Genomic DNA, 19,115 nt, shown 5'->3' with positions numbered 1-19,115 from the left:
CCCTCGCTTCAATGCACGCCAAATACTCCCGCCGGAGGCACCTGCCCCCTCCCCCGAACGCAGCATCCAGGCTCGTGCCCCCACGCTTCCACACATAAAAAAACGCGCCGTCTCCGGCGCGTCTTTCCATCTCATCTCAACAGGGCCTATTTCTTGTCGTCCTCGTCGAATTCCTTCATCAGCGGATCGTCGAACTCTTCTTCCTCATCCTCGAACCACACACCCTCGGCCTGAAGCTTGGCCTTGCGGGTCTTCTCGACCCGACGCACGAGGAAGATCGACACCTCGTAAAGACCATAGACCACGGTGAACAGGATCAGCTGGGTCACCACATCCGGCGGCGTCACCAGCGCGGCCAGCACCAGGATGCCAACCATCGCGTATTTCCGCACGCTGCCGAGGCCATCCGCACTCACCAGGCCGGCCTTGCCCATCAGGGTCAAAAGCACCGGAAGCTGGAAACACAGGCCAAAGGCCAGGATGAATTTCAACGTGATATCAAGGCTTTCATTGACCTTACCAAAGAAGGTCACGCGGATACCTTCCTGCGTTTCAGGCACGGCAACCACTTCGCCCGGCACTTCCGGCGTTGCCCCCGACATCAGGTTGGCAAAGATCGAACTCACATCGGCAAAGCCAAGGAAAAAGGCCATCGCCAGCGGTGTCACGACAAAATGCGCAAAGGTCGCGCCCAGCAGGAACATGAAAGGCGAGGCAATCATGAAGGGCAGGAACGCCCCCCGCTCATTGCGATAAAGCCCCGGTGCCACGAACCGCCACATCTGGAAGGCAATGACCGGAAAGGCCATGGCAAAGCCAAAGACAAGCGAAATGCGAAACAGGGTGAACAGGTACTCCTGCGGCGAGGTATATTGCAGCGTCGGCGAAGGATCCCCCAGCGCCCGCAACGAGGCCTCGATCGGGGCCAGCAGGAAGTTCAGGATATGCACGGCGATAAAATCGCCACCGATCGGGATAAAGCAGATGCTGACACCGACCAGCAGGGCCAGAACCGACCGGATCAGGCGCGTACGCAGTTCCGCAAGGTGCTCGATGAGCGGCGCGGACGTATCGTCGATGTCGTCTTGGCTACTCATGCCTCATCCTCTGTTGCTTCGCTGCTCTTGCGCGCGGCCTCGGCGCGGGCGCGTGCCTTGGCGGCCGCCTCTTCGGCTTCCCTGGCCTCGGTCTCAAGACGCTCCTGCGCCTTCTTCTCCATCGCTTCCTTGACCTTGCGGTTGTCTTCCGCCCGCTTGGCCGCAAGCTTTCCGGTCTCGCTGTCAGGATTGATGTCGACCGCCGACTTGGCCGTGTCCTTGACCGCATCCGCCGCCGTCTGCAGCGGGTTGGCGATCTTGTTCATGCCCTGCGTCGCGCCCTTGAGCGTGTCAGTCACATCCTTCACGCCCGCCTGGTCAGCCGCCTGGTTCATGGCGCTGGAAAACTCGCGCGCCATGCCCTTGGCCTTGCCGACAAACTGGCCCACACGACGGAACAGGATCGGCAAATCCTTTGGCCCCACAACAATCAGCGCAACCACGCCGATCACCAGGAGCTCGGCCATACCGAGATCAAACATGGCGCTTCAGCCCCCCTATCAGACTTTGTCTTTGTCTTCTTCGGGGGTCACGTCCTTGGCTGCATCAGCAGCTTCCTGCTCCAGCTGGTCTTCACCTTCCTTGATGCCCTTCTTGAACGAGGTGATACCCTTGCCCACTTCGCCCATCAGGCCCGAGATCTTGCCGCGCCCGAAAAGCACCAGCACGACAACTGCGATCAAAAGAAGGCCGGGAAGGCCGATATTTCCGATACCCATGGTATGTCTCCTATACATCGGGGCGGACCCGCGCCGCCTCGGGAATTACCTGCCCTAAATAAAACTTCGCCAAGGGAACGGAAAGCGCCAAATCCGCCCGTATCCCCCCTTTTTGAGCGGATTCTGGCACGAGTTTTGTCAACAGCTTGTCAGTTGTCAGATTTTTGTCAGTAATGGGAAAAAACCGACAGAGAATCACTCCTTTGAAACGCTCCGACCGCCTCTATTCGCTGATCGAAATCCTGAAAGACGGAAAACTGCACCGCGCCGAAGACATGGCACGCGATCTCGGAGTGTCGATCCGCACCATCTACCGCGACATGGACACGCTGGCCGCATCGGGTGTTCCGGTCGAAGGCGAACGCGGCATCGGCTATTCCGCCCGCGCCGCCATCACCCTGCCCCCGCTAAACCTCACCGAGACCGAGCTTGAGGCCCTGCACCTTGGTCTGGCCGCCGTCGGCAACGGGGTTGATGGTGAGCTGCAGGAGGCCGCCAAGACCCTCTCGGCCAAGATTGACGCCGTGCTGCCCGAAGATCGCCACGGCGCGCCGGCGTCCTTCGGCTTTGCCGTCTATCCCTTCGCCGACGCGGCCTATGGCTTCCGCCACCTCACCACCCTGCGCAGCGCCATTCGAAACCGCCAGAAACTGCGCCTCACCATGCAGGACCAGAGCCTGCGCGACGTGCGCCCCCTGAAACTCGACTATTGGGGACGAGTCTGGACCTGCCTTGTCTGGTGCGACACCACCGATGGCTTTGCCACGCTCCGGGCTGATCAGATCGAACAGGTCACGGTCCTGCCCGGCCTGTTCGTGGACGAACCGGGAAAACGGCTGGAAGATTACTCGGCCTAGGCCGGGAAGACGAAACACCGGTCACGGCGAATGGTCAGCCACAGCGGCGTGCCCGCCTTGGGCATGAAGACGTTCGGAACCGTCACCTTCAACTCCGATCCGTCGTGGTCCATCACGAATTCCACAAGGCTCTCGTTGCCCATGAAACGCGCGCGCTTGACCACGCCCCGCGCCGCAACCCCATCCGTGGCGGTGGGCATCGGCCCCTTGCCATGACGGTCGAAATCCAGCTTGAGATGCTGCGGACGGATCACGATCTCGACCGCCGCCCCATCTTCCAGACCCGGTGTCAGGAACTGGCCAAAGGGGGTTTCGGTCAGAGCACCGTTGCTCACGCCACGGATCACGTTGACATCGCTGAAGAATGCGACCGCCGCTTTGTCCACGGGCGCATTGTAGATGTTATAGGGGGCACCCTGCTGAACGATCTTGCCATCCCGCATCAGCGCGATCTCGTCCGCCATCCGCATCGCCTCTTCCGGCTCGTGCGTCACCAGAAGAACCGCGGTATCCTCTTCCTTGAGAACCGCCAGCGTCTCGTCGCGGATGCCATCACGCAGACGGTTGTCCAGCCCGGAAAACGGCTCGTCCATCAGCATGATACGCGGACGCGGCGCAAGGGCACGCGCCAGCGCGATCCGCTGCTGTTCGCCGCCAGACAACACATGGGGAAACTTGTCGATGGTCCAGCCAAGGTTCACCTTGGCCAGCAGCTCTTCAACCCGCGCCCGCTTTTCCTCTTTCGGCCCCTTCAGACCAAAAGCAACGTTGTCCGCCACGCTCAGGTGCGGGAAAAGCGCGAAATCCTGGAACATCAGCCCGATCTTGCGGCGTTCCGGCGGAATCCGGAAAACCGTGTCGCAGATCAGCTCACCATCCACATAGATCTCACCGGAATCCTGCATGTCGACGCCGGCAATCATCCGAAGCGTCGTCGACTTGCCACAGCCCGAAGGCCCCAGAAGACAGGTCACATGCCCCGGCTGAATGGTCAGCGACACGCCATCCACCACCTGCCGGTCACCGAACCGGCGCTTCAGGTTGCGGATTTCCAGACGGGGATGCGGGCTCTGGATCGGGTCGGTCACGTCTGCCTCTTGGTCAATGCCCGATGAAAACCATCGGAATTTTCTGACCCTTAGCAGCCCCCCGCCTAGCTCGCAACCCTACGCGACCCCGCCAGCACCGCCGCAAAGCCCACGGCAAGCACCACGATACAGATCTGCAAAAGCTGTTCGTACTTGTGGCCGTCATACAGGATCGCCGCCATGGCCTCGGTGCCACGGAAGAAATAGGCCGCCGCGCCCGCCATCGCCGCAACGAAGCTGACCACATAGGCCCAAACCGCCACATGGCGCGCGCCGATCAGCCCGGCCACCAGAACCGGTGTCAGGAACATCGACGCCGTGCCGCTGACGGCCACCGCGTCAAACAGGGTCTGGTTGCCCCAAAGCGTCAGCGCACCGCCCGCCAGCGCAAAGACCAGCATCGCCAGCCGCCCGCCATTCAGGCTGCGCGGCGCAAGGCGCAACTCTTCCACCACCAGCCGTGCCGCAGAGGACAGCGCCGAATCCAGCGTCGACAGGGCCGACACCAAAAGGGACACCAGCAGCGCCACGAAGACCCACGCCGGCAGTGTCGCCCCCCATGTCCCGATCAACTGTCCCTCATAGGCCGCACCGTCCAGCGCCGCCTGAATGCCGAAAAACCCGAACCCGATGATGCATAGCGCCGAAATCCAGAAGGCGTGCAGAAAGCTCTTTTTCGTTGTCTTCTCATCCGCAAGGAACCCGCGGTCCATCATCACCGGATCATGCACCGGATAGGAAAACACCTGAAGAAAGGCCACCAGCAGCAGCACCCAGCCGTTGTACCCCCCCGAAGCCCCCTCGGCAGTCAGAACCGCACCAATGTCAAAACCGGGGCTCAGGATCAGCGCAAGGAAAGCAACACCGAAGACGCCGAGAAACAGAACCATCTGCACCACATCCGTACGCAGCGCCGCGCTCAAGCCGCCCCACGCCGAATAGGCCAGCGCCAGCGCGCCCACGATCAGGATTGCGCCATCCTTGGCCCATGCCACTTCCGGCAGGGCCGCCGAAAAGATCAGACCAACGACGATCAGGTTGGCAAAGACCTCGGACAACAGGCGCAGCGCGATCACGAGGTTATAGCAGCCGGTGCCAACCGTGCCGAACCGGTCAACCAGCCAGTCCTGCACCGACCGCGCGCCCTGCTGGCGCATCCGGCCCACGATATAGCCGCCGGTCAGGAACGATCCGTAGTAAGCCGCATAGGCCAGAACGCCCGCAATCCCGTAGTAGTAACCAAGGATCGCCGAATTCATCAGCGACCGGGCAAAAATCCACGTCGTCACCTGGCTTAGAACCAGTGTCCACAGCCCCGGCGCCGCGCCCGTCGCGCCCATTCCGCCAAAGAACCCCGCAACCGACGCCCGGCGCGGTGCCGCAAGAAGGCTGGCAACGATGATGAACAGAAATATCCCGATGATGGCGGTGGCTTGCATGTGCGTTTTCCTTTGTCCTGCAAGCTGCTCTAACAACAGGAAATTCAAACGCCTACCACCCCCCACGCGAACGTGATGAAACGTCAGGAGATCAGGTCGAAATCGGCCCCTGTCACAACCCGCCCGTTGACCTGCACCTCGATCCGGTGCGGCCCTTCATGCAACTGGAACGTCGTGGCATTGCCCTTCAGCTTGTGAGCCTTGGTCACCGTCATCGGTGTCTTGCCTTGCTTGAGCTTGAACACCTTGCGCCCCGTCTTACCGTTTGGCCTGTGAAAATGCAGGATGTAATCCACCAGAACGGGCTCGGACTTTGCACTATTGACCGTACAGGTGAACTCAAGCGCCTCGCCAATCCGAACCGGCCCATCTGCCAGCCGCAGCTCCACTTCAACCGCCGCATCCGGCCGATACCCCAACAGCGCCAGCGCCCCCGGATGCCCGTCCTTGATCAGCGTCCGCAGCGCATGGCGCGTCATCCAGTCAAGCTCCTTGCCGTCCTGCACCCCGGCCTCGCGCCACGCCTCAAGCCGCGCCACCACGGCCTCTGCGTCCACCTTGGCGATGTCGTTCATGTGGTTCGCCACCGACCGCGTGACATACCGCGTCGCATCCCCGTGCAGCCGGTCCAGCAACGGCAGCGCCTCTCCCGGTTGCAGGTCGATCTTCTTCGCCCAGGGCAGCTTGGGGCGTGTCCCCTCGCTCACCAGGCGGCGCACGTGGTAATTCGCATCCCCCGCCCAGGCCTCCAGCCGCGCCATGGTCTCTTCGGGCCAGCGGTTGAGGAACGGACGAATATAAAACTCCACCGAAAACCGCTGGGTCGCGGCATAGAGCAGGTCAAGCGCCCGCTCGCGGTGCGCCTCAAGCCCGTGGCGAACCGCAAGGATACCCGGCACCGCGTGAATGAACCGCCCGAAATCGTCGTCTCGCAGACCCGGATCCAGCGGCGCAGGCATCGCGGCCTCCAACTGATCCGCCATCTCGGGAAACGCGGGCGACAACCGCGCCTCGACACAATCCGCGATCCACTCCAACCGCTCCATCAACTCGCGCCCCTCAAGGCCCGCAACCACCTCGGCGTGAAACGCTTCCCCGTCAAAGAAAGACAAGGCGGCAGAATACTCTGCCGCCAGATCGCCCAATGTCGTTGCATTGAACAACTCGTCCTTGAGAGAAAACCCCTCTGCCATCAGAGCGTGGCGTTCACGTTACCGCCATCCAACAGGATGTTCTGGCCCACCATGAAGCCCGCATGCTGCGAGCACATGAAGGCACAAGTGGCCCCGAATTCACTGATGGTGCCATCCCGACCGGCGGGGATGGTCGACTGTCGGGTCGCCCGCGCCTCTTCCACGGAAACACCCGCGTTCTTGGCAGCCCCCGCATCAAGCGCCGCAATCCGGTCGGTGTCATGGCTGCCCGGCAGCAGGTTGTTGATGTTCACACCGTATTGCGCCACCTGCCGCGACGTCCCCGCGACATAACCCGTGAGTCCCGCACGCGCCGAATTCGAGAGGCCAAGCACGGCAATCGGGGCCTTGACCGACTGCGAAGTGATGTTCACCACGCGGCCCCAACCCTTTTCGATCATGCCCGGCACCAGCGCCTTCATAAAGGCAATCGGCGTCAGCATGTTGGCATCCAGCGCCGATAGGAAATCTTCGCGCTCCCAATCGGTCCACATGCCCGGCGGCGGGCCACCGGCGTTGTTGACAAGGATGTCCACGCCCTGCGCCGCTTCCAGAACCGCCGCCTGTCCTTCCGCCGAGGTCACGTCCGCGGCTACGGTCACGACATTCACGCCGTATTTCTCGCGAATCTCCGCGGCCGTCGCCTCAAGTGCCTCAGCCCCCCGCGCGTTCATCACCAGATCCACGCCTGCTTCGGCCAGCGCCTCGGCACACCCGCGCCCAAGACCCTTGGACGATGCACAGACCAACGCCCGTTTTCCCCTGATTCCAAGATCCATGAATTCTTCTCCCCAAACTCATTGTTGCCCACCAAGTAACCCGCAATTTCAAAAAGACGCCAGCAAATTGCCGATCCTGATCCCCGAAAGCGCCACAATTCTGCGCGATGACTTGCACGTCGCGCAGCAAAAAGAGAAAACAATCAAATGTCTCGCCCCAGTGAAACCTCGGCCATGCCCGCCCAGAGAATGCCCGTCCATGATGCAGAAGACCTCTGCGTCACGAATGGGGCAAACCTTGGCGACGCGCTGTCTTTTGCCGATGAACTGGTGCCCGACGACATTTACGAGTTGACCCCCGGCGCCCCCGTGCGCAGCCTGTCCTTTGTCGTGACCGACGATAACAGCTTCCAGATCGCCAGCGAAAGCAGCTGTGGCACGCCCGGCGCGACCCTGCACGCCGATTGCGTCCTGACCGTTATGCCTCCTACCGGGGCGACGATCGAGATCATCGTCATGGTCGAAGTGGACGAAGACGGCAACGTGGCCCAGATCCACGCGGCCCCTCTCGCCCCGCTGTCGCCAAAGACCCCGTATTCCCTTGTCGGCATCGACCGCACCGGCGCGCGCCAGCGTATGGCCCAGATGGCCTGCGTCAGCTTTACCCGCGGCACCCGCATCACCATGGCCACCGGCGAACAGAAACCGATCGAAGACATCCGCCCCGGCGACAAGGTCCTCACCCGCGACGACGGCCCGCAAGAGGTACGCTGGGTTGGCACCCACACCATGCGTGCGCTTGGTGAGTTCGCGCCGATCCTGATTTCAGCAGGCACCCTCAACAATGCCGGCGACCTGATGGTCAGCCCCGACCACCGTCTTTTCATCTATCAGCGCCATGACCACATCGGCGCAGGCCGCCCGGAACTGCTCGTCCGGGCGCGCCACCTTGTCAACGGCGAAACCGTCCGCGTCCACGAGGGCGGTTTCGTCGATTACTTCCAGCTTCTGTTCGACCGTCACCAGATCATCTTTGCCGAAGGCATCTCGGCCGAGACCATGCAGGCCGACAAACGCACGCAACCCGTGCTGCCGCAGGATCTGGGACAAATGCACCTGCCGCGCGGTGACAACCGTCCCGCGGTGCTGCAACAGGAATTCGAAGTGAACGAAAACCTGTTGGATCGCCCCGACGCGGTCGATCTGCTGCGCCGCGCCTCGACCAAGTAACCACTTCTTAATCCCGGATAACGCCGGAGAGCCGACAGGCGCACCTCCGCAATACCGACGTAATACCGACGTGGCACCGACAGCCATATTGCGCCGCCGCCCCGGCCCTTCTATATGCGTGCGCATGCTTGACGTTTCATCAAACCGCCCCGATCTGCCGCCTGAAATTGGCCGCCGCCGCACCTTTGCGATCATCTCGCACCCGGATGCCGGTAAAACCACGCTGACCGAGAAGTTCCTTCTCTACGGTGGCGCGATCCAGATGGCTGGCCAGGTGCGCGCCAAGGGCGAAGCCCGCCGCACGCGCTCGGACTTCATGAAGATGGAACAGGATCGCGGCATTTCGGTCTCGGCATCGGCAATGTCCTTTGATTTCAAAGAGTTCCGCTTCAACCTCGTTGATACGCCCGGCCACTCGGACTTCTCGGAAGACACCTATCGCACGCTCACGGCGGTTGACGCTGCGGTTATGGTGATCGACGGGGCAAAGGGTGTCGAAAGCCAGACCCAGAAACTGTTCGAAGTCTGCCGCCTGCGCGACCTGCCGATCCTGACCTTCTGTAACAAGATGGACCGCGAGAGCCGCGACACCTTTGAGATCATTGATGAAATTCAGGAAAACCTCGCCATCGACGTGACCCCGGCCTCCTGGCCGATCGGTGTCGGCCGCGAGTTCGTCGGCTGCTACGACCTTTTGAACGACCGTCTTGAACTGATGGACCGCGCCGACCGTAACGTCATCGCGGAAACCGTGCAAATTCAGGGACTTGATGATCCCAAACTGGCAGAACACGTGCCCGCGCACCTGCTCGAACAGTTGCAGGAAGAGGTCGAGATGGCCCGCGAACTCCTGCCGAAACTCGATCCGCAAGCTGTGCTCGAAGGTCACATGACCCCGATCTGGTTTGGCTCGGCCATCAACTCGTTCGGCGTCAAGGAACTGATGGACGGCATCGCCAATTATGGCCCGGAACCACAGCCGCAAAGCGCCGAGCCTCGCCAGATTTCCCCTGATGAAACAAAGGTTTCCGGCTTCGTCTTCAAGGTGCAGGCCAATATGGACCCCAAGCACCGCGACCGCGTTGCCTTTGTTCGTCTCGCCTCGGGTCACTTCAAACGCGGCATGAAACTCACTCACGTGCGGACCAAGAAGCCGATGGCGATCTCGAGCCCCGTGCTGTTCCTCGCCTCCGACCGCGAACTGGCCGAAGAGGCCTGGGCTGGTGACATCATCGGCATTCCGAACCACGGCCAGCTGCGCATCGGCGATACGTTAACCGAAGGCGAAGCTTTGCGTGCTACAGGTATTCCCTCCTTCGCGCCGGAACTCCTGCAAGGCATCCGCGCAGGCGATCCGATGAAGGCCAAGCACCTTGAAAAGGCGCTGATGCAATTCGCCGAGGAAGGTGCTGCCAAAGTGTTCAAACCGATGATCGGTTCCGGCTTTATCGTCGGCGTCGTCGGCGCGCTTCAGTTCGAGGTTCTGGCCAGCCGGATCGAGATGGAGTACGGCCTGCCCGTGCGTTTCGAACAGTCGCAATTCACCTCGGCCCGCTGGGCGAGCGGAGACACGCAAGCCATTGATAAGTTTGTGAATTCCAACAAGCAACACATCAGCTATGACCATGATGGCGACGTGGTGTTCCTCACCCGCCTCCAGTGGGACATCGACCGCGTCGTACGCGACTATCCCGATGTCAAACTGACCGCGACCAAGGAAATGGCGGTCTAGGTCAAAGCGCAATTGCACGGGGTCGCCCCCCGTGCAATCATGTGGCATGAGCAGTGAAAATGTTACCTATCCCGGCGGCTTGGCAACGCTGTCCGAGCGGCACAACAGCCGCCGTGCGCCCTTTGATTTCGGCGCGGAAACCCTGCCGCCCCTCGACGTCGATCTGGCCCCGCTGAAGGCAACAATCGTTACCGAGGCAGCCACCAAGAAACAAAAGGGCGAGAAACGCTCGTCCTGGGCCACCAAACGCCGCGCCATCGCCGAAGAGTTCGTCGGCAATACCGAGCTTGCCTATCTCAACGCCTTGCTGATCTCGAACCTGCGCAAATCCGACGCGCCCGAGCAGACCGCGCCATTGTTCCTGCGCATCTGGGCCGAGGAGCATGAACACCTGATCGAAGCCCTTGATATCCGTTGGAAAGTCTCGGCCATCAGCACCTTTGCCGACCACGGCAACACTGACGTCCAGCGCCAGGTCGGACAGGCCATGCGCATGTTGTTCGGCATGATGAAACTCTATGAATACGAGCGTCTCTACAGCGGTTTCGACCCGCAGACCCCCTATGGTTTTGCCCGCAAGATCAAGGCCAAGCTACCCCTCCTGATGGATCCCTTCTCGCTGCGCTGGGGCGGGCTTGATGCCAACATTCTTGCGCCGGTCTGGGAACTGGCCATGACCGATCCCGGCATCGCCCCCCTGGCCAACCACCTCATGGAAGAGCTCAACCGCGATCACGGCGGCATTTTCCGGCGTCTCAAACGCATGAAAGAAGTCTATCTCAAGCTCAAGGACAACTCGTGACGCGCTGGGGCCTTGTCTCGACCATCAAGGCACCCCCAAAAGAGGTGCTGAACTTTGTCGCCTATCACCTTGATCAGGGCGCGCATCACCTCTTCATCTATCTCGACAATCAGAACCCCAAGGCGCAGGCCGCCCTCGAAGCCCATCCACAGGTCACCGTCACCCGCACCGACGGTGCCTACTGGCGCGGGACTGTTGGGCGCAAACCCGAAAAACACCAGCCCCGCCAGACCCACAACGCCACGCAGGCCTATGAAATGGCACCAGAATTCGGCCTGGACTGGCTGGGGCACATCGACGTTGACGAGTTTCTCAGCCCTGTGGGCGACCCTCTGGACCAGCTCCTAGGCCGCGTCGAAAACGGCATCGCAGCCGCCCGCGTCGCGCCGGCCGAGGCGCTTGCCAGCGAAGACGTAGAAGGCCTCGACCCGGCCACGATCTACGCAAAGGCCTGGGTGCCCGACACCACCGCGCGCGAAAAGATGGAAGCCGCACTCTACCCCGATTTCGGCAACTACGTGCGCGGCGGTTTCATCAGCCACACACTCGGCAAAACCTTCCTGCGCACCGGCCTGCCGCCCCTGCAATTCCGCATCCATCGCGGAATGCGCGGCAATGACGAAGTCGGCCCGCGCGTCACGCTCGACGGGATCGACCTCTGCCACATCCACGTCAAAAGCTGGCAGGACTGGCAGCGCCACTTCGACTACCGCCACGAGAAAGGCTCCTACCGCGCCGAACTCAAACCCGTGCGCCCGTCAGAGTTCGGCGGCCTCTCTCTCCACCAGTTGTTTACCACTTTGCGTGAGACTGGCGGCGACGAGGCGATCCGTGCCTTTTTCAACGAAATCTGCCTTGCGCGGCCCGCCCTGATTTCCGGCCTGCGCGAACGAAACCTGTTGCGAGAATTCCGGCTGGATCTCGACGCCCGGCGCGAAGCCCACTTCCCGGACTGGCAGAAAACGCGCTAAACGGGCGGAAAACAAAGCGTTTCCCCCGCTCTGATTGACCCGAGACAGGCTTTGGGCTACAAGGCGCGCGTGGGTCATACATGTGATCAACCACGGGACCATCCGGGTCCGACCCACATCAGTCGCTACGGGCCAAATCGTGTCCGTAAACCACGGATACGCATGACAAAATTCTCTGACCTGAACCTCAACCCGAAGGTGCTGAAAGCGATCAGCGAAACGGGATACGAAAGCCCCACCCCCATTCAGGCAGGAGCGATTCCTCCTGCGCTTGAGGGTAAGGACGTGCTGGGCATCGCCCAGACGGGCACCGGCAAGACCGCAAGCTTCACGCTTCCCATGCTGTCCCTTCTGGCCCGCGGCCGCGCCCGCGCCCGTATGCCGCGCAGCCTCGTTCTGTGCCCGACACGGGAACTGGCCGCACAGGTTGCCGAGAACTTTGATACCTATTCCAAGCACCTGAAACTGACCAAGGCGCTGCTGATCGGCGGGGTCTCCTTCAAGGAACAGGATGCGCTGATCGACCGTGGTGTTGACGTGCTCATCGCCACCCCCGGCCGCCTTCTCGACCACTTCGAACGCGGCAAGCTGCTGCTGACAGGCGTTCAGGTCATGGTGGTGGACGAGGCGGACCGTATGCTCGACATGGGGTTCATCCCCGACATCGAGCGCATCTTCTCGCTGACGCCTTTCACCCGTCAGACCCTGTTCTTCTCGGCCACCATGGCCCCCGAGATCGAACGCATCACCAACACCTTCCTGTCCGCGCCTGCCCGCATCGAAGTGGCCCGTCAGGCCACAGCGTCGGAAACCATCGAACAGGGTGTCGTGATGTTCAAAGCCTCGCGCCGCGATCGCGAAGGCAGTGAAAAGCGCCGCGTTCTGCGCGAGTTGATCAAGCGTGAGGGCGAAACCTGCACCAACGCGATCATCTTCTGCAACCGCAAGACCGACGTGGATATCTGCGCGAAATCCATGAAGAAATACGGCCTCAACGCCGCCCCGATCCACGGTGACCTGGATCAGTCGCAGCGCATGAAGACCCTCGATTCCTTCCGCAGCGGTGAATTGCAGTTCCTCGTGGCCTCCGATGTGGCGGCCCGTGGCCTCGACATTCCCAGCGTGAGCCACGTGTTCAACTTTGATGTTCCCGGCCACGCCGAAGACTATGTGCACCGTATTGGCCGCACCGGTCGCGCGGGCCGCGAAGGCAAGGCCTTCACCATCTGCTCGCCTCGTGACGAAAAGGCATTCGATGCCGTCGAAACCCTGATCCAGAAGCAGATCACCCGCGTCGAGGTCAAGGTCGAGGCGCCCGCCCGCAAACCACGGGCGGAGAAACCCGAGGCCCCCAAGGAACCGAAGCCGGCCAAGGAAACCAAGAGCACCAAGCGGGACGAGAGCAGATCCTCCTCGCGCTCCGGCTCCAACCGCTCGCGCGGTGGTGGTCGTGGCCGCGACGAACCCGTTGTCGGCATGGGCGATCACATGCCCAGCTTCATCGCGCTGAGCTTCGACGAACGCCGCGCAAGCTAATTGAAAACGGACGCCTCGGGCGTCCGTTTTTTTAGTCCAGATAGCTGTCCGCGCGCAGACCTGCGCGCTCAAGATGGATTGGCAACACACGGCCATAAAGCTGCTTTGTGCGCTCCGGCGAACCCACCATCCCCGGCTCTTCCACATAGGAAAAAATCGCGACATATCTGCGGGTTGCCCCCTTGAGAGGGGCAACACGATGGAGCGAATACCGGCCGCGAAACAACTGCAGATCACCCGGTTCCAGTTCCAGCACGGTCACCCGATCTGACGTCCCCGCCAGCACACGGCTCACTTCCTCAAAGTTCTCGCCTTCTTCCCGTATCGCGGCCGCGTATTCAAAGGCCCCGCCCTCCTCGGCATTCTGGATTGCCAGCGTCACGGTGAAGTTGTTGGTGTCGAAATGCCAAGGAAAGCCATTGCCCTCTTCGGCCATGTTCACGATCACATCCGCCAGCGGATCGGCATAGCGGAAGAAGTTCTCTTCCTGCAGGCAATCCTGAATGAACGCGTCAAATCCGGCGCTGTCATGAACACAGCGAAGCGGCCCATCCGCTGCAAAATTGTCCGCGGGAATGAAGGTGTTCGAGCGATCAAAGAACTGCCGTCTCGGATCATCCTCTGGCAGGCTGGAATCATCCTGCGTGAAATAGGCGTTGGTGCGGTTGAAACTGCGATGGCCCTTGTCGGCCACCCGATCCGCCTCTCGGCGCAGGGCATCGATTCCTTCGGGGGTCAGAAACCCCTTGATCACCGCGCAACCGTCCCGCGCCAGATCGGCCCGCACGCTCTTGATCAGGGCATCGCGGGCGTCACAGGCCCGATCAATGGGATAGCGTTCAAGATCGATCAAGTCTCTTGCAACATGGGCCACGGCATCTCCTCCCTTGCCATACCCCATCCGACCGCGCAGACGCCTGCGCGATCTATCGTGTTTTCGACGAATTCGTGTCGCGAACCTGCGTTCAGCTCAGCCGGCTGACAATCACGGTGACCTCGGGCTTGCGTCCGATTTCATCGTTACAGGTGTTGCGGGCAATGCGACGCAGCTCTTCCTCAAGTTTGTCATCATTCGCGAGGGTCTTTTCGCTGGCGCGGCCAAGGAACTGGGTCAGGTCTTCTTCCAGAACGTCGATCAGCGGCGCAAAGCTGCGCCCCTGCTCTGGCAAGCCCTTGATTTCGCACCATGCTTCACCCAGCGGCTCATCGTCTTCGTCAAGGATCACGTTCACAACAAGGTGCCCGTTCAACGCCATGCGGATACGATCGCGGACGATCCCGTCCAGAGCGCCGATCTTCACAGCTCCATCCAGATAGGTCCGGCCCGTCTCGATATAGTCGACGACGCGCGGTTCATCGCCGGAGAGGTCCAGCATCGTACCGTTCACCGCGACGATGGACGCACGACCACGGTTGTTCGACAGTTTGACATGTTCGCGCAAGTGGCGGTGTTCACCATGGTTCGGGATCACCATCTGCGGGTTCACGATGTCCTGCAGCGCTTCGAGATCGGGGCGGTTGGCGTGGCCGGACACATGGTAACGGCCGGACGAGTCATCCACCACGTCGACTCCCATTTCCGAGAACTGGTTCATGATGCGGATCACGCCGCGTTCATTGCCCGGGATGGTTTTCGACGAGAACAGGAACGTATCCCCGTCCTTCAGTTGGATACCGTTGTACTTGCCTCGCGCCAGTTGTGCCGCAGCCGCACGGCGTTCGCCTTGAGAGCCCGTTACCAGAAGCATCAGGTTCTCGCGCGGGATCGCACGTGCATCTTCAGGACTGACCACCTTGGGAAAGCTGTCCAGAACACCGGTCTCAATCGCCGTCTCGATCATGCGGCGCATCGCGCGCCCCATAAGGCAGATCGAACGCCCCGCCCGCTCACCGGCTTCGGCAAGCGTTTTCACCCGCGCCACGTTTGACGCGAATGTCGTGGCCACAACCGTATTGGGCGCCGCCGAGATAAGGGCTTCGATCTCACGGCCCAGCTCGCTTTCCGAACGGCCCGCATTCGGCGAGAAAACGTTGGTCGAGTCACAGATCAGCGCCTTGACGCCATCCTTGCTGACCTCGGTCCACAACTCAGCATCAAACGGCTCGCCCACAATCGGGTTGGTGTCCAGCTTGAAGTCGCCAGAATGGATCACCCGCCCTGCGGGGCTGTCGATAACCAGCGCCGCACTTTCGGGGATCGAATGGCTTACCGGTAGGAACCCAACGGAGAACGGGCCGACCTTGGTGACTTCGGGCCAGGCCGACACCGTCAGAACCTCGGCCTCTGGCGCACCGCGATCCGACATCTTGTGCCGGGCCAGCGCCGCGGTAAAGGCCCGTGCATAGACAGGCGCACCAAGCTGCTCCCAGAAATGGCCAACTGCGCCCACGTGGTCTTCGTGACCGTGGGTGATGAAGATCGCCTCAAGACGGTCCTTGTTGGCAATCAGCCAGGACATGTCCGGGAAGATCAGATCAACTCCGGGGCTGGTGTCCATGTCGGAAAAGGTCACCCCCAGATCGACGAGGATCAGACGCTCTTCGCCCGGTTTTCCGTAGCCATAGACATAGGCATTCATGCCAATTTCACCCGCCCCGCCAAGGGGCAGGTAGATCAATCGTTCACTGCTCACGCGGTGTGTTCCTTGTTGTAATTGTGGATCACGGTCAGGCCGTGCATGGTCAGGTCTTCTTCGAAGCTGTCGAAAAGATCGACCGACTGTTGAAAGAGCGGCGCAAGGCCACCTGTCGCGATGATTTTCATGGGCCGTTCGCGTTCGGCCTTGATACGTTCACAGATCTCGCGCACGAGACCGACATAGCCCCAGAACACCCCGGATTGGATGCAGGCCACAGTGTTGGTGCCGATCACCGCCTGCGGCTTGGCAATGTCGACATGCGGCAGGGCGGCAGCGGCATTGTGCAGTGCCTCAAGGCTCAGGTTCACACCCGGTGCAATCACGCCCCCGATATAGGCGCCATCCGCAGAAACAACGTCAAACGTTGTCGCTGTGCCAAAGTCGACCACGATCAAATCGCCACCATACCGATCAAATGCACCGGCAGTGTTCACAAGGCGATCCGGGCCAACAATCGTGCCTTCATCCACACGGGCCTCACAGGGCAACAAGCACTCCGGCTTGCCGACAACAAGGGGACGGCAGTTGAAAAACCGATCCGAAAACACCCGTAGGTTCCAAACCACGCGCGGCACGGTCGACGAAATGATCACATCGGTGATGTCGAGATCAATTTCATAGTGTTTGATCAGGGTCGAGAACCAGGTGAAGTATGCGTCTGCCGTCCGCGCATGGTGCGTCGAAGTCCGCAATGTGCACAGGAACTTCTCACCGTCCCAGATCGAAAAAACCGTGTTCGTGTTGCCGCAGTCGATGGCCAGGAGCATACGTGTCCCCTTTGGGCTGTCAGAAAAATACATCCGCCGCAGCAATGGCGACAGACCCTTTCGGGGTCTTCAACACCAGATTGCCGTCAGTGTCCACTGTTTCAAATGTCCCAACGGTTTCATCACGCTGCGTCCTCGCGGTGATCACCTCTCCCAGCCTGGCCGCCTTGGCCAACCATGCGGTGCGGATCGGCTCGAACCCGTAGGTGCGGAACTGCTCTTCATAGCGCGCATAGGCCGGTGCCAAGAGGTCAAGAAAGGCCTCGGGCGTGACCTTGACGCCCGTCTCCGAAAACAGCGAGACCGGCGCGACCGAGCCGCTTTCAAGGGTCTCGGCATCAGGTGCCTGCGCGAGGTTGATGCCGATGCCAATGGCGATGTGGCTAACCATGCCGCCGGCGAACCCGGCGCTTTCCAGAAGAATACCCGCCACCTTGCGGCCGTTCAAAAGAACATCGTTCGGCCATTTTAGCGTAAAGGCATCCGTCCGACCGGTTGCGGCAACAAAGGCATCGTAAAGCGCCAGAGAGGCCACGAAAGACCGCAAGGCCATCCGGTCTGGTGGCTCGGCCGGGCGCATCACCAGTGTCCCCGCAAAGTTGCCCTGTGGGTCGCGCCACGCACGTCCCCGCCGCCCACGTCCCGCAGTTTGGCGCAGTCCGAGAATCCATTCCGGCTGGGTCAATGTTGGCGCAATGCGTCCGGCCTCGGCATTGGTGCTATCCACCTCGTCCAGTATCCGCTTGCTGTATCCCGTGGGCCAATCGCTCATGCCCGCACCTCTTGGAAATCTCGTGTTCAAAGGCACATACCCAAAAAGAAACGCGCCCGAAAGGGCGCGCTCCGAATTTCAGGTGATGTTGGATGCTTAGTTCAGCAGCGCAGTTGCCGCCGACTGTGCCATAGTTTCTAGACCAAGCAGGTTCAGACCCGGCAACCAGGCCAGACCGATCACAGCAGCCGAGCCCATCAGCAGAGCCCACAGCACCGGCGACTTGTTCTTGTCGAGGCTGTCGCCTTCTTCACCGAAGTACATGTAGAAGACGATACGCAGGTAATAGAAGGCACCGATTACCGAGGCAACTACACCAAGGATCGCAAGCCATGCCAGACCTGCGTCATAGGCGGCGCGCAGCACGTAGAACTTGCCGAAGAACCCGACCAGCGGCGGAACACCGGCCAGCGAGAACATCAGAACCAGAACCGCCAGCGCCTTGCCGGGTTCGCGCTTCGAATACATGTTGAGCGCATTGATATCGGTCACCGGCTGGCCGTCTTTTTCCATGCTCAGGATAAAGGCAAAGGTGCCGACGTTCATGGTCACGTAGATCGCCATGTAAATGAGCAGCGCCTGCACACCAAAGGCCGTACCGGCCGCAAGACCCATCAGGGCATAGCCCATATGCGCAATCGACGAATAAGCCATCAGGCGCTTGATGTTGGTCTGGCCGATCGCGGCCACCGCACCAAGGAACATCGACAGAAGCGACAGCAGCGCAACGATCTGCTGCCAGTCGCCGACAACACCGCCAAAGGCGTCATGCAGTACGCGGGCAAAAAGACCCATCGCCGCCACTTTGGGCGCGGTCGAGAAGAACGCGGTCACCGGGGTCGGCGCACCTTCGTAAACGTCCGGCGTCCACATGTGGAACGGAACCGCAGACACCTTGAAGGCCAGACCGGACACAACAAAGGTCAGACCGATCAGCAGACCAAGCGAAACATGACCGGTTCCGGCCGCATTGATGATACCCGCGAAAGTCGTGGTGCCAGCAAAACCGTAGACCAGCGACGAGCCGAACAGCAACAGACCCGAGCTAAGCGCGCCCAGAACAAAGTACTTCATGCCGGCTTCGGTCGATTTCACGCTGTCACGACGGATCGACGCAACGACGTAAAGGGCCAGGGATTGCAGTTCGAGGCCCATGTAAAGCGCCATCAGGTCGCCTGCCGAGACCATGACCATCATGCCGACAATCGACAGGGTCACGAGCAGCGGATACTCAAAGCGCAGCATGCCGCGACGCGCCATGTAGTCTTGGCCCATCACCAGCACCGCGGCACCGGCCAGAAGCATGGTCACCTTGGCAAACCGCGAGAAGCCGTCGTCCTGGAACATGCCGCCAAAGGCGCTGTTGGCACCCTCGCCCGACATGCCGATCCATGCGGCAACCAGGACAAAGACAACCGCCGTCAACCAGACCAGCATACCCGCCAGCTTGTCCTTGCCGGTATACACCGCCGCAATCAGCGCAATCATCGCGTAGATCGACAGAATGATTTCCGGCAGGATAATATTCAGATCAGCCTGGATCATTTTCTCAAG

General features: G+C 60.9%; 18 protein-coding genes. 6 read left to right on the top strand and 12 right to left on the bottom strand.

The genetic code is table 11. The features are described 5' to 3' along the window. Positions 1-146: 146 nt before the first annotated feature. The 3 genes from NNA36_RS06435 to NNA36_RS06425 are packed head-to-tail and all read right to left on the bottom strand — an operon-like array spanning position 147 to position 1,816. On the bottom strand, positions 147-1,097 hold the full coding sequence (locus NNA36_RS06435) for a twin-arginine translocase subunit TatC (protein ID WP_255105423.1): 951 nt from the start codon (positions 1,095-1,097) through the stop codon (positions 147-149). Then, positions 1,094-1,579, bottom strand: a complete 486-nt coding sequence (tatB, locus tag NNA36_RS06430) for a Sec-independent protein translocase protein TatB (RefSeq protein WP_255105420.1) — start codon at positions 1,577-1,579, stop codon at positions 1,094-1,096. The genes NNA36_RS06435 and tatB overlap by 4 nt, the downstream gene beginning before the upstream one ends. An 18-nt stretch (positions 1,580-1,597) precedes the next feature. After that, positions 1,598-1,816, bottom strand: coding sequence for a twin-arginine translocase TatA/TatE family subunit (locus NNA36_RS06425; RefSeq protein WP_255105417.1), 219 nt, complete (start codon positions 1,814-1,816; stop codon positions 1,598-1,600). A 203-nt stretch (positions 1,817-2,019) separates the two neighbouring features. On the opposite strand from NNA36_RS06425, the gene NNA36_RS06420 reads away from it, so the two are divergent. Continuing rightward, complete coding sequence (locus NNA36_RS06420; protein ID WP_255105414.1) at positions 2,020-2,673, top strand: YafY family protein; 654 nt, start codon at positions 2,020-2,022, stop codon at positions 2,671-2,673. Here NNA36_RS06420 and NNA36_RS06415 read toward each other — a convergent pair. From NNA36_RS06415 to NNA36_RS06400, 4 genes are all read right to left on the bottom strand, one after another. Next, a complete protein-coding gene (locus NNA36_RS06415; RefSeq protein ID WP_255105410.1) occupies positions 2,670-3,761 on the bottom strand; it encodes an ABC transporter ATP-binding protein in 1,092 nt (363 codons plus the stop codon). The two genes, NNA36_RS06420 and NNA36_RS06415, sit on opposite strands and share 4 nt — an antisense overlap. 65 nt (positions 3,762-3,826) lie before the next feature. Continuing rightward, positions 3,827-5,200 carry a sodium:proline symporter gene (locus NNA36_RS06410; protein WP_255105407.1) on the bottom strand — a complete coding sequence of 458 codons (1,374 nt, stop codon included), beginning with the start codon at positions 5,198-5,200 and terminating at the stop codon, positions 3,827-3,829. An 83-nt stretch (positions 5,201-5,283) separates the two neighbouring features. After that, on the bottom strand, positions 5,284-6,393 hold the full coding sequence (locus tag NNA36_RS06405) for a hypothetical protein (RefSeq protein ID WP_255105404.1): 1,110 nt from the start codon (positions 6,391-6,393) through the stop codon (positions 5,284-5,286). Further along, complete coding sequence (locus NNA36_RS06400; protein WP_255105400.1) at positions 6,393-7,172, bottom strand: SDR family oxidoreductase; 780 nt, start codon at positions 7,170-7,172, stop codon at positions 6,393-6,395. Before NNA36_RS06400 ends, NNA36_RS06405 begins: the two co-directional genes overlap by 1 nt. Positions 7,173-7,319: 147 nt before the next feature. Here NNA36_RS06400 and NNA36_RS06395 point away from each other — a divergent pair, with 147 nt between their 5' ends. The 5 genes from NNA36_RS06395 (at position 7,320) to NNA36_RS06375 (ending at position 13,383) form a co-directional block, all read left to right on the top strand. Continuing rightward, complete coding sequence (locus NNA36_RS06395; protein ID WP_255105398.1) at positions 7,320-8,342, top strand: Hint domain-containing protein; 1,023 nt, start codon at positions 7,320-7,322, stop codon at positions 8,340-8,342. A gap of 124 nt (positions 8,343-8,466) precedes the next feature. Next, the gene (locus NNA36_RS06390; protein WP_255105396.1) at positions 8,467-10,074 is read left to right on the top strand and encodes a peptide chain release factor 3; all 1,608 of its coding nucleotides are present in this window, start codon (positions 8,467-8,469) and stop codon (positions 10,072-10,074) included. 46 nt (positions 10,075-10,120) lie between these two features. Beyond that, complete coding sequence (locus tag NNA36_RS06385; RefSeq protein WP_255105394.1) at positions 10,121-10,876, top strand: hypothetical protein; 756 nt, start codon at positions 10,121-10,123, stop codon at positions 10,874-10,876. Then, the gene (locus NNA36_RS06380; protein ID WP_255105392.1) at positions 10,873-11,847 is read left to right on the top strand and encodes a glycosyltransferase family 2 protein; all 975 of its coding nucleotides are present in this window, start codon (positions 10,873-10,875) and stop codon (positions 11,845-11,847) included. Before NNA36_RS06385 ends, NNA36_RS06380 begins: the two co-directional genes overlap by 4 nt. Before the next feature lie 162 nt (positions 11,848-12,009). Next, a complete protein-coding gene (locus NNA36_RS06375; RefSeq protein ID WP_255105389.1) occupies positions 12,010-13,383 on the top strand; it encodes a DEAD/DEAH box helicase in 1,374 nt (457 codons plus the stop codon). A gap of 31 nt (positions 13,384-13,414) precedes the next feature. Here NNA36_RS06375 and NNA36_RS06370 read toward each other — a convergent pair whose 3' ends face one another. The 5 genes from NNA36_RS06370 to nuoN all read right to left on the bottom strand — a co-directional run bounded on the left by NNA36_RS06370 (position 13,415) and on the right by nuoN (position 19,106). Further along, positions 13,415-14,257, bottom strand: a complete 843-nt coding sequence (locus tag NNA36_RS06370) for a phytanoyl-CoA dioxygenase family protein (RefSeq protein WP_255105386.1) — start codon at positions 14,255-14,257, stop codon at positions 13,415-13,417. 91 nt (positions 14,258-14,348) lie between these two features. Next, positions 14,349-16,016: a ribonuclease J gene (locus NNA36_RS06365; protein ID WP_255105383.1), complete on the bottom strand. Its 1,668-nt coding sequence runs from the start codon at positions 16,014-16,016 to the stop codon at positions 14,349-14,351. Continuing rightward, a complete protein-coding gene (locus tag NNA36_RS06360; protein WP_255105381.1) occupies positions 16,013-16,789 on the bottom strand; it encodes a type III pantothenate kinase in 777 nt (258 codons plus the stop codon). The genes NNA36_RS06365 and NNA36_RS06360 overlap by 4 nt, the downstream gene beginning before the upstream one ends. 19 nt (positions 16,790-16,808) lie before the next feature. Next, positions 16,809-17,561 carry a biotin--[acetyl-CoA-carboxylase] ligase gene (locus NNA36_RS06355; protein ID WP_255105378.1) on the bottom strand — a complete coding sequence of 251 codons (753 nt, stop codon included), beginning with the start codon at positions 17,559-17,561 and terminating at the stop codon, positions 16,809-16,811. Between the two features lie 96 nt (positions 17,562-17,657). Next, positions 17,658-19,106 carry an NADH-quinone oxidoreductase subunit NuoN gene (gene nuoN, locus NNA36_RS06350; protein WP_255105375.1) on the bottom strand — a complete coding sequence of 483 codons (1,449 nt, stop codon included), beginning with the start codon at positions 19,104-19,106 and terminating at the stop codon, positions 17,658-17,660. Positions 19,107-19,115: the final 9 nt, after the last annotated feature.

The sequence above is a fragment of the Shimia sp. CNT1-13L.2 genome (assembly GCF_024331145.1).
Lineage (GTDB): Bacteria > Pseudomonadota > Alphaproteobacteria > Rhodobacterales > Rhodobacteraceae > Shimia.
This window is presented reverse-complemented; position numbering and strand designations above follow the sequence as displayed.

What these genes read in the sequence shown, in the direction of transcription:
- NNA36_RS06355 (WP_255105378.1), bottom strand. Translation starts at nt 17,561, where the DNA reads ATGAGCGATTGGCCCACGGGATACAGCAAGCGGATACTGGACGAGGTG.
- NNA36_RS06390 (WP_255105396.1), top strand. Translation starts at nt 8,467, where the DNA reads ATGCTTGACGTTTCATCAAACCGCCCCGATCTGCCGCCTGAAATTGGC.
- NNA36_RS06400 (WP_255105400.1), bottom strand. Translation starts at nt 7,172, where the DNA reads ATGGATCTTGGAATCAGGGGAAAACGGGCGTTGGTCTGTGCATCGTCC.
- nuoN (WP_255105375.1), bottom strand. Translation starts at nt 19,106, where the DNA reads ATGATCCAGGCTGATCTGAATATTATCCTGCCGGAAATCATTCTGTCG.
- NNA36_RS06410 (WP_255105407.1), bottom strand. Translation starts at nt 5,200, where the DNA reads ATGCAAGCCACCGCCATCATCGGGATATTTCTGTTCATCATCGTTGCC.
- NNA36_RS06425 (WP_255105417.1), bottom strand. Translation starts at nt 1,816, where the DNA reads ATGGGTATCGGAAATATCGGCCTTCCCGGCCTTCTTTTGATCGCAGTT.
- NNA36_RS06375 (WP_255105389.1), top strand. Translation starts at nt 12,010, where the DNA reads ATGACAAAATTCTCTGACCTGAACCTCAACCCGAAGGTGCTGAAAGCG.
- NNA36_RS06385 (WP_255105394.1), top strand. Translation starts at nt 10,121, where the DNA reads ATGAGCAGTGAAAATGTTACCTATCCCGGCGGCTTGGCAACGCTGTCC.
- tatB (WP_255105420.1), bottom strand. Translation starts at nt 1,579, where the DNA reads ATGTTTGATCTCGGTATGGCCGAGCTCCTGGTGATCGGCGTGGTTGCG.
- NNA36_RS06360 (WP_255105381.1), bottom strand. Translation starts at nt 16,789, where the DNA reads ATGCTCCTGGCCATCGACTGCGGCAACACGAACACGGTTTTTTCGATC.
- NNA36_RS06405 (WP_255105404.1), bottom strand. Translation starts at nt 6,393, where the DNA reads ATGGCAGAGGGGTTTTCTCTCAAGGACGAGTTGTTCAATGCAACGACA.
- NNA36_RS06395 (WP_255105398.1), top strand. Translation starts at nt 7,320, where the DNA reads ATGTCTCGCCCCAGTGAAACCTCGGCCATGCCCGCCCAGAGAATGCCC.
- NNA36_RS06435 (WP_255105423.1), bottom strand. Translation starts at nt 1,097, where the DNA reads ATGAGTAGCCAAGACGACATCGACGATACGTCCGCGCCGCTCATCGAG.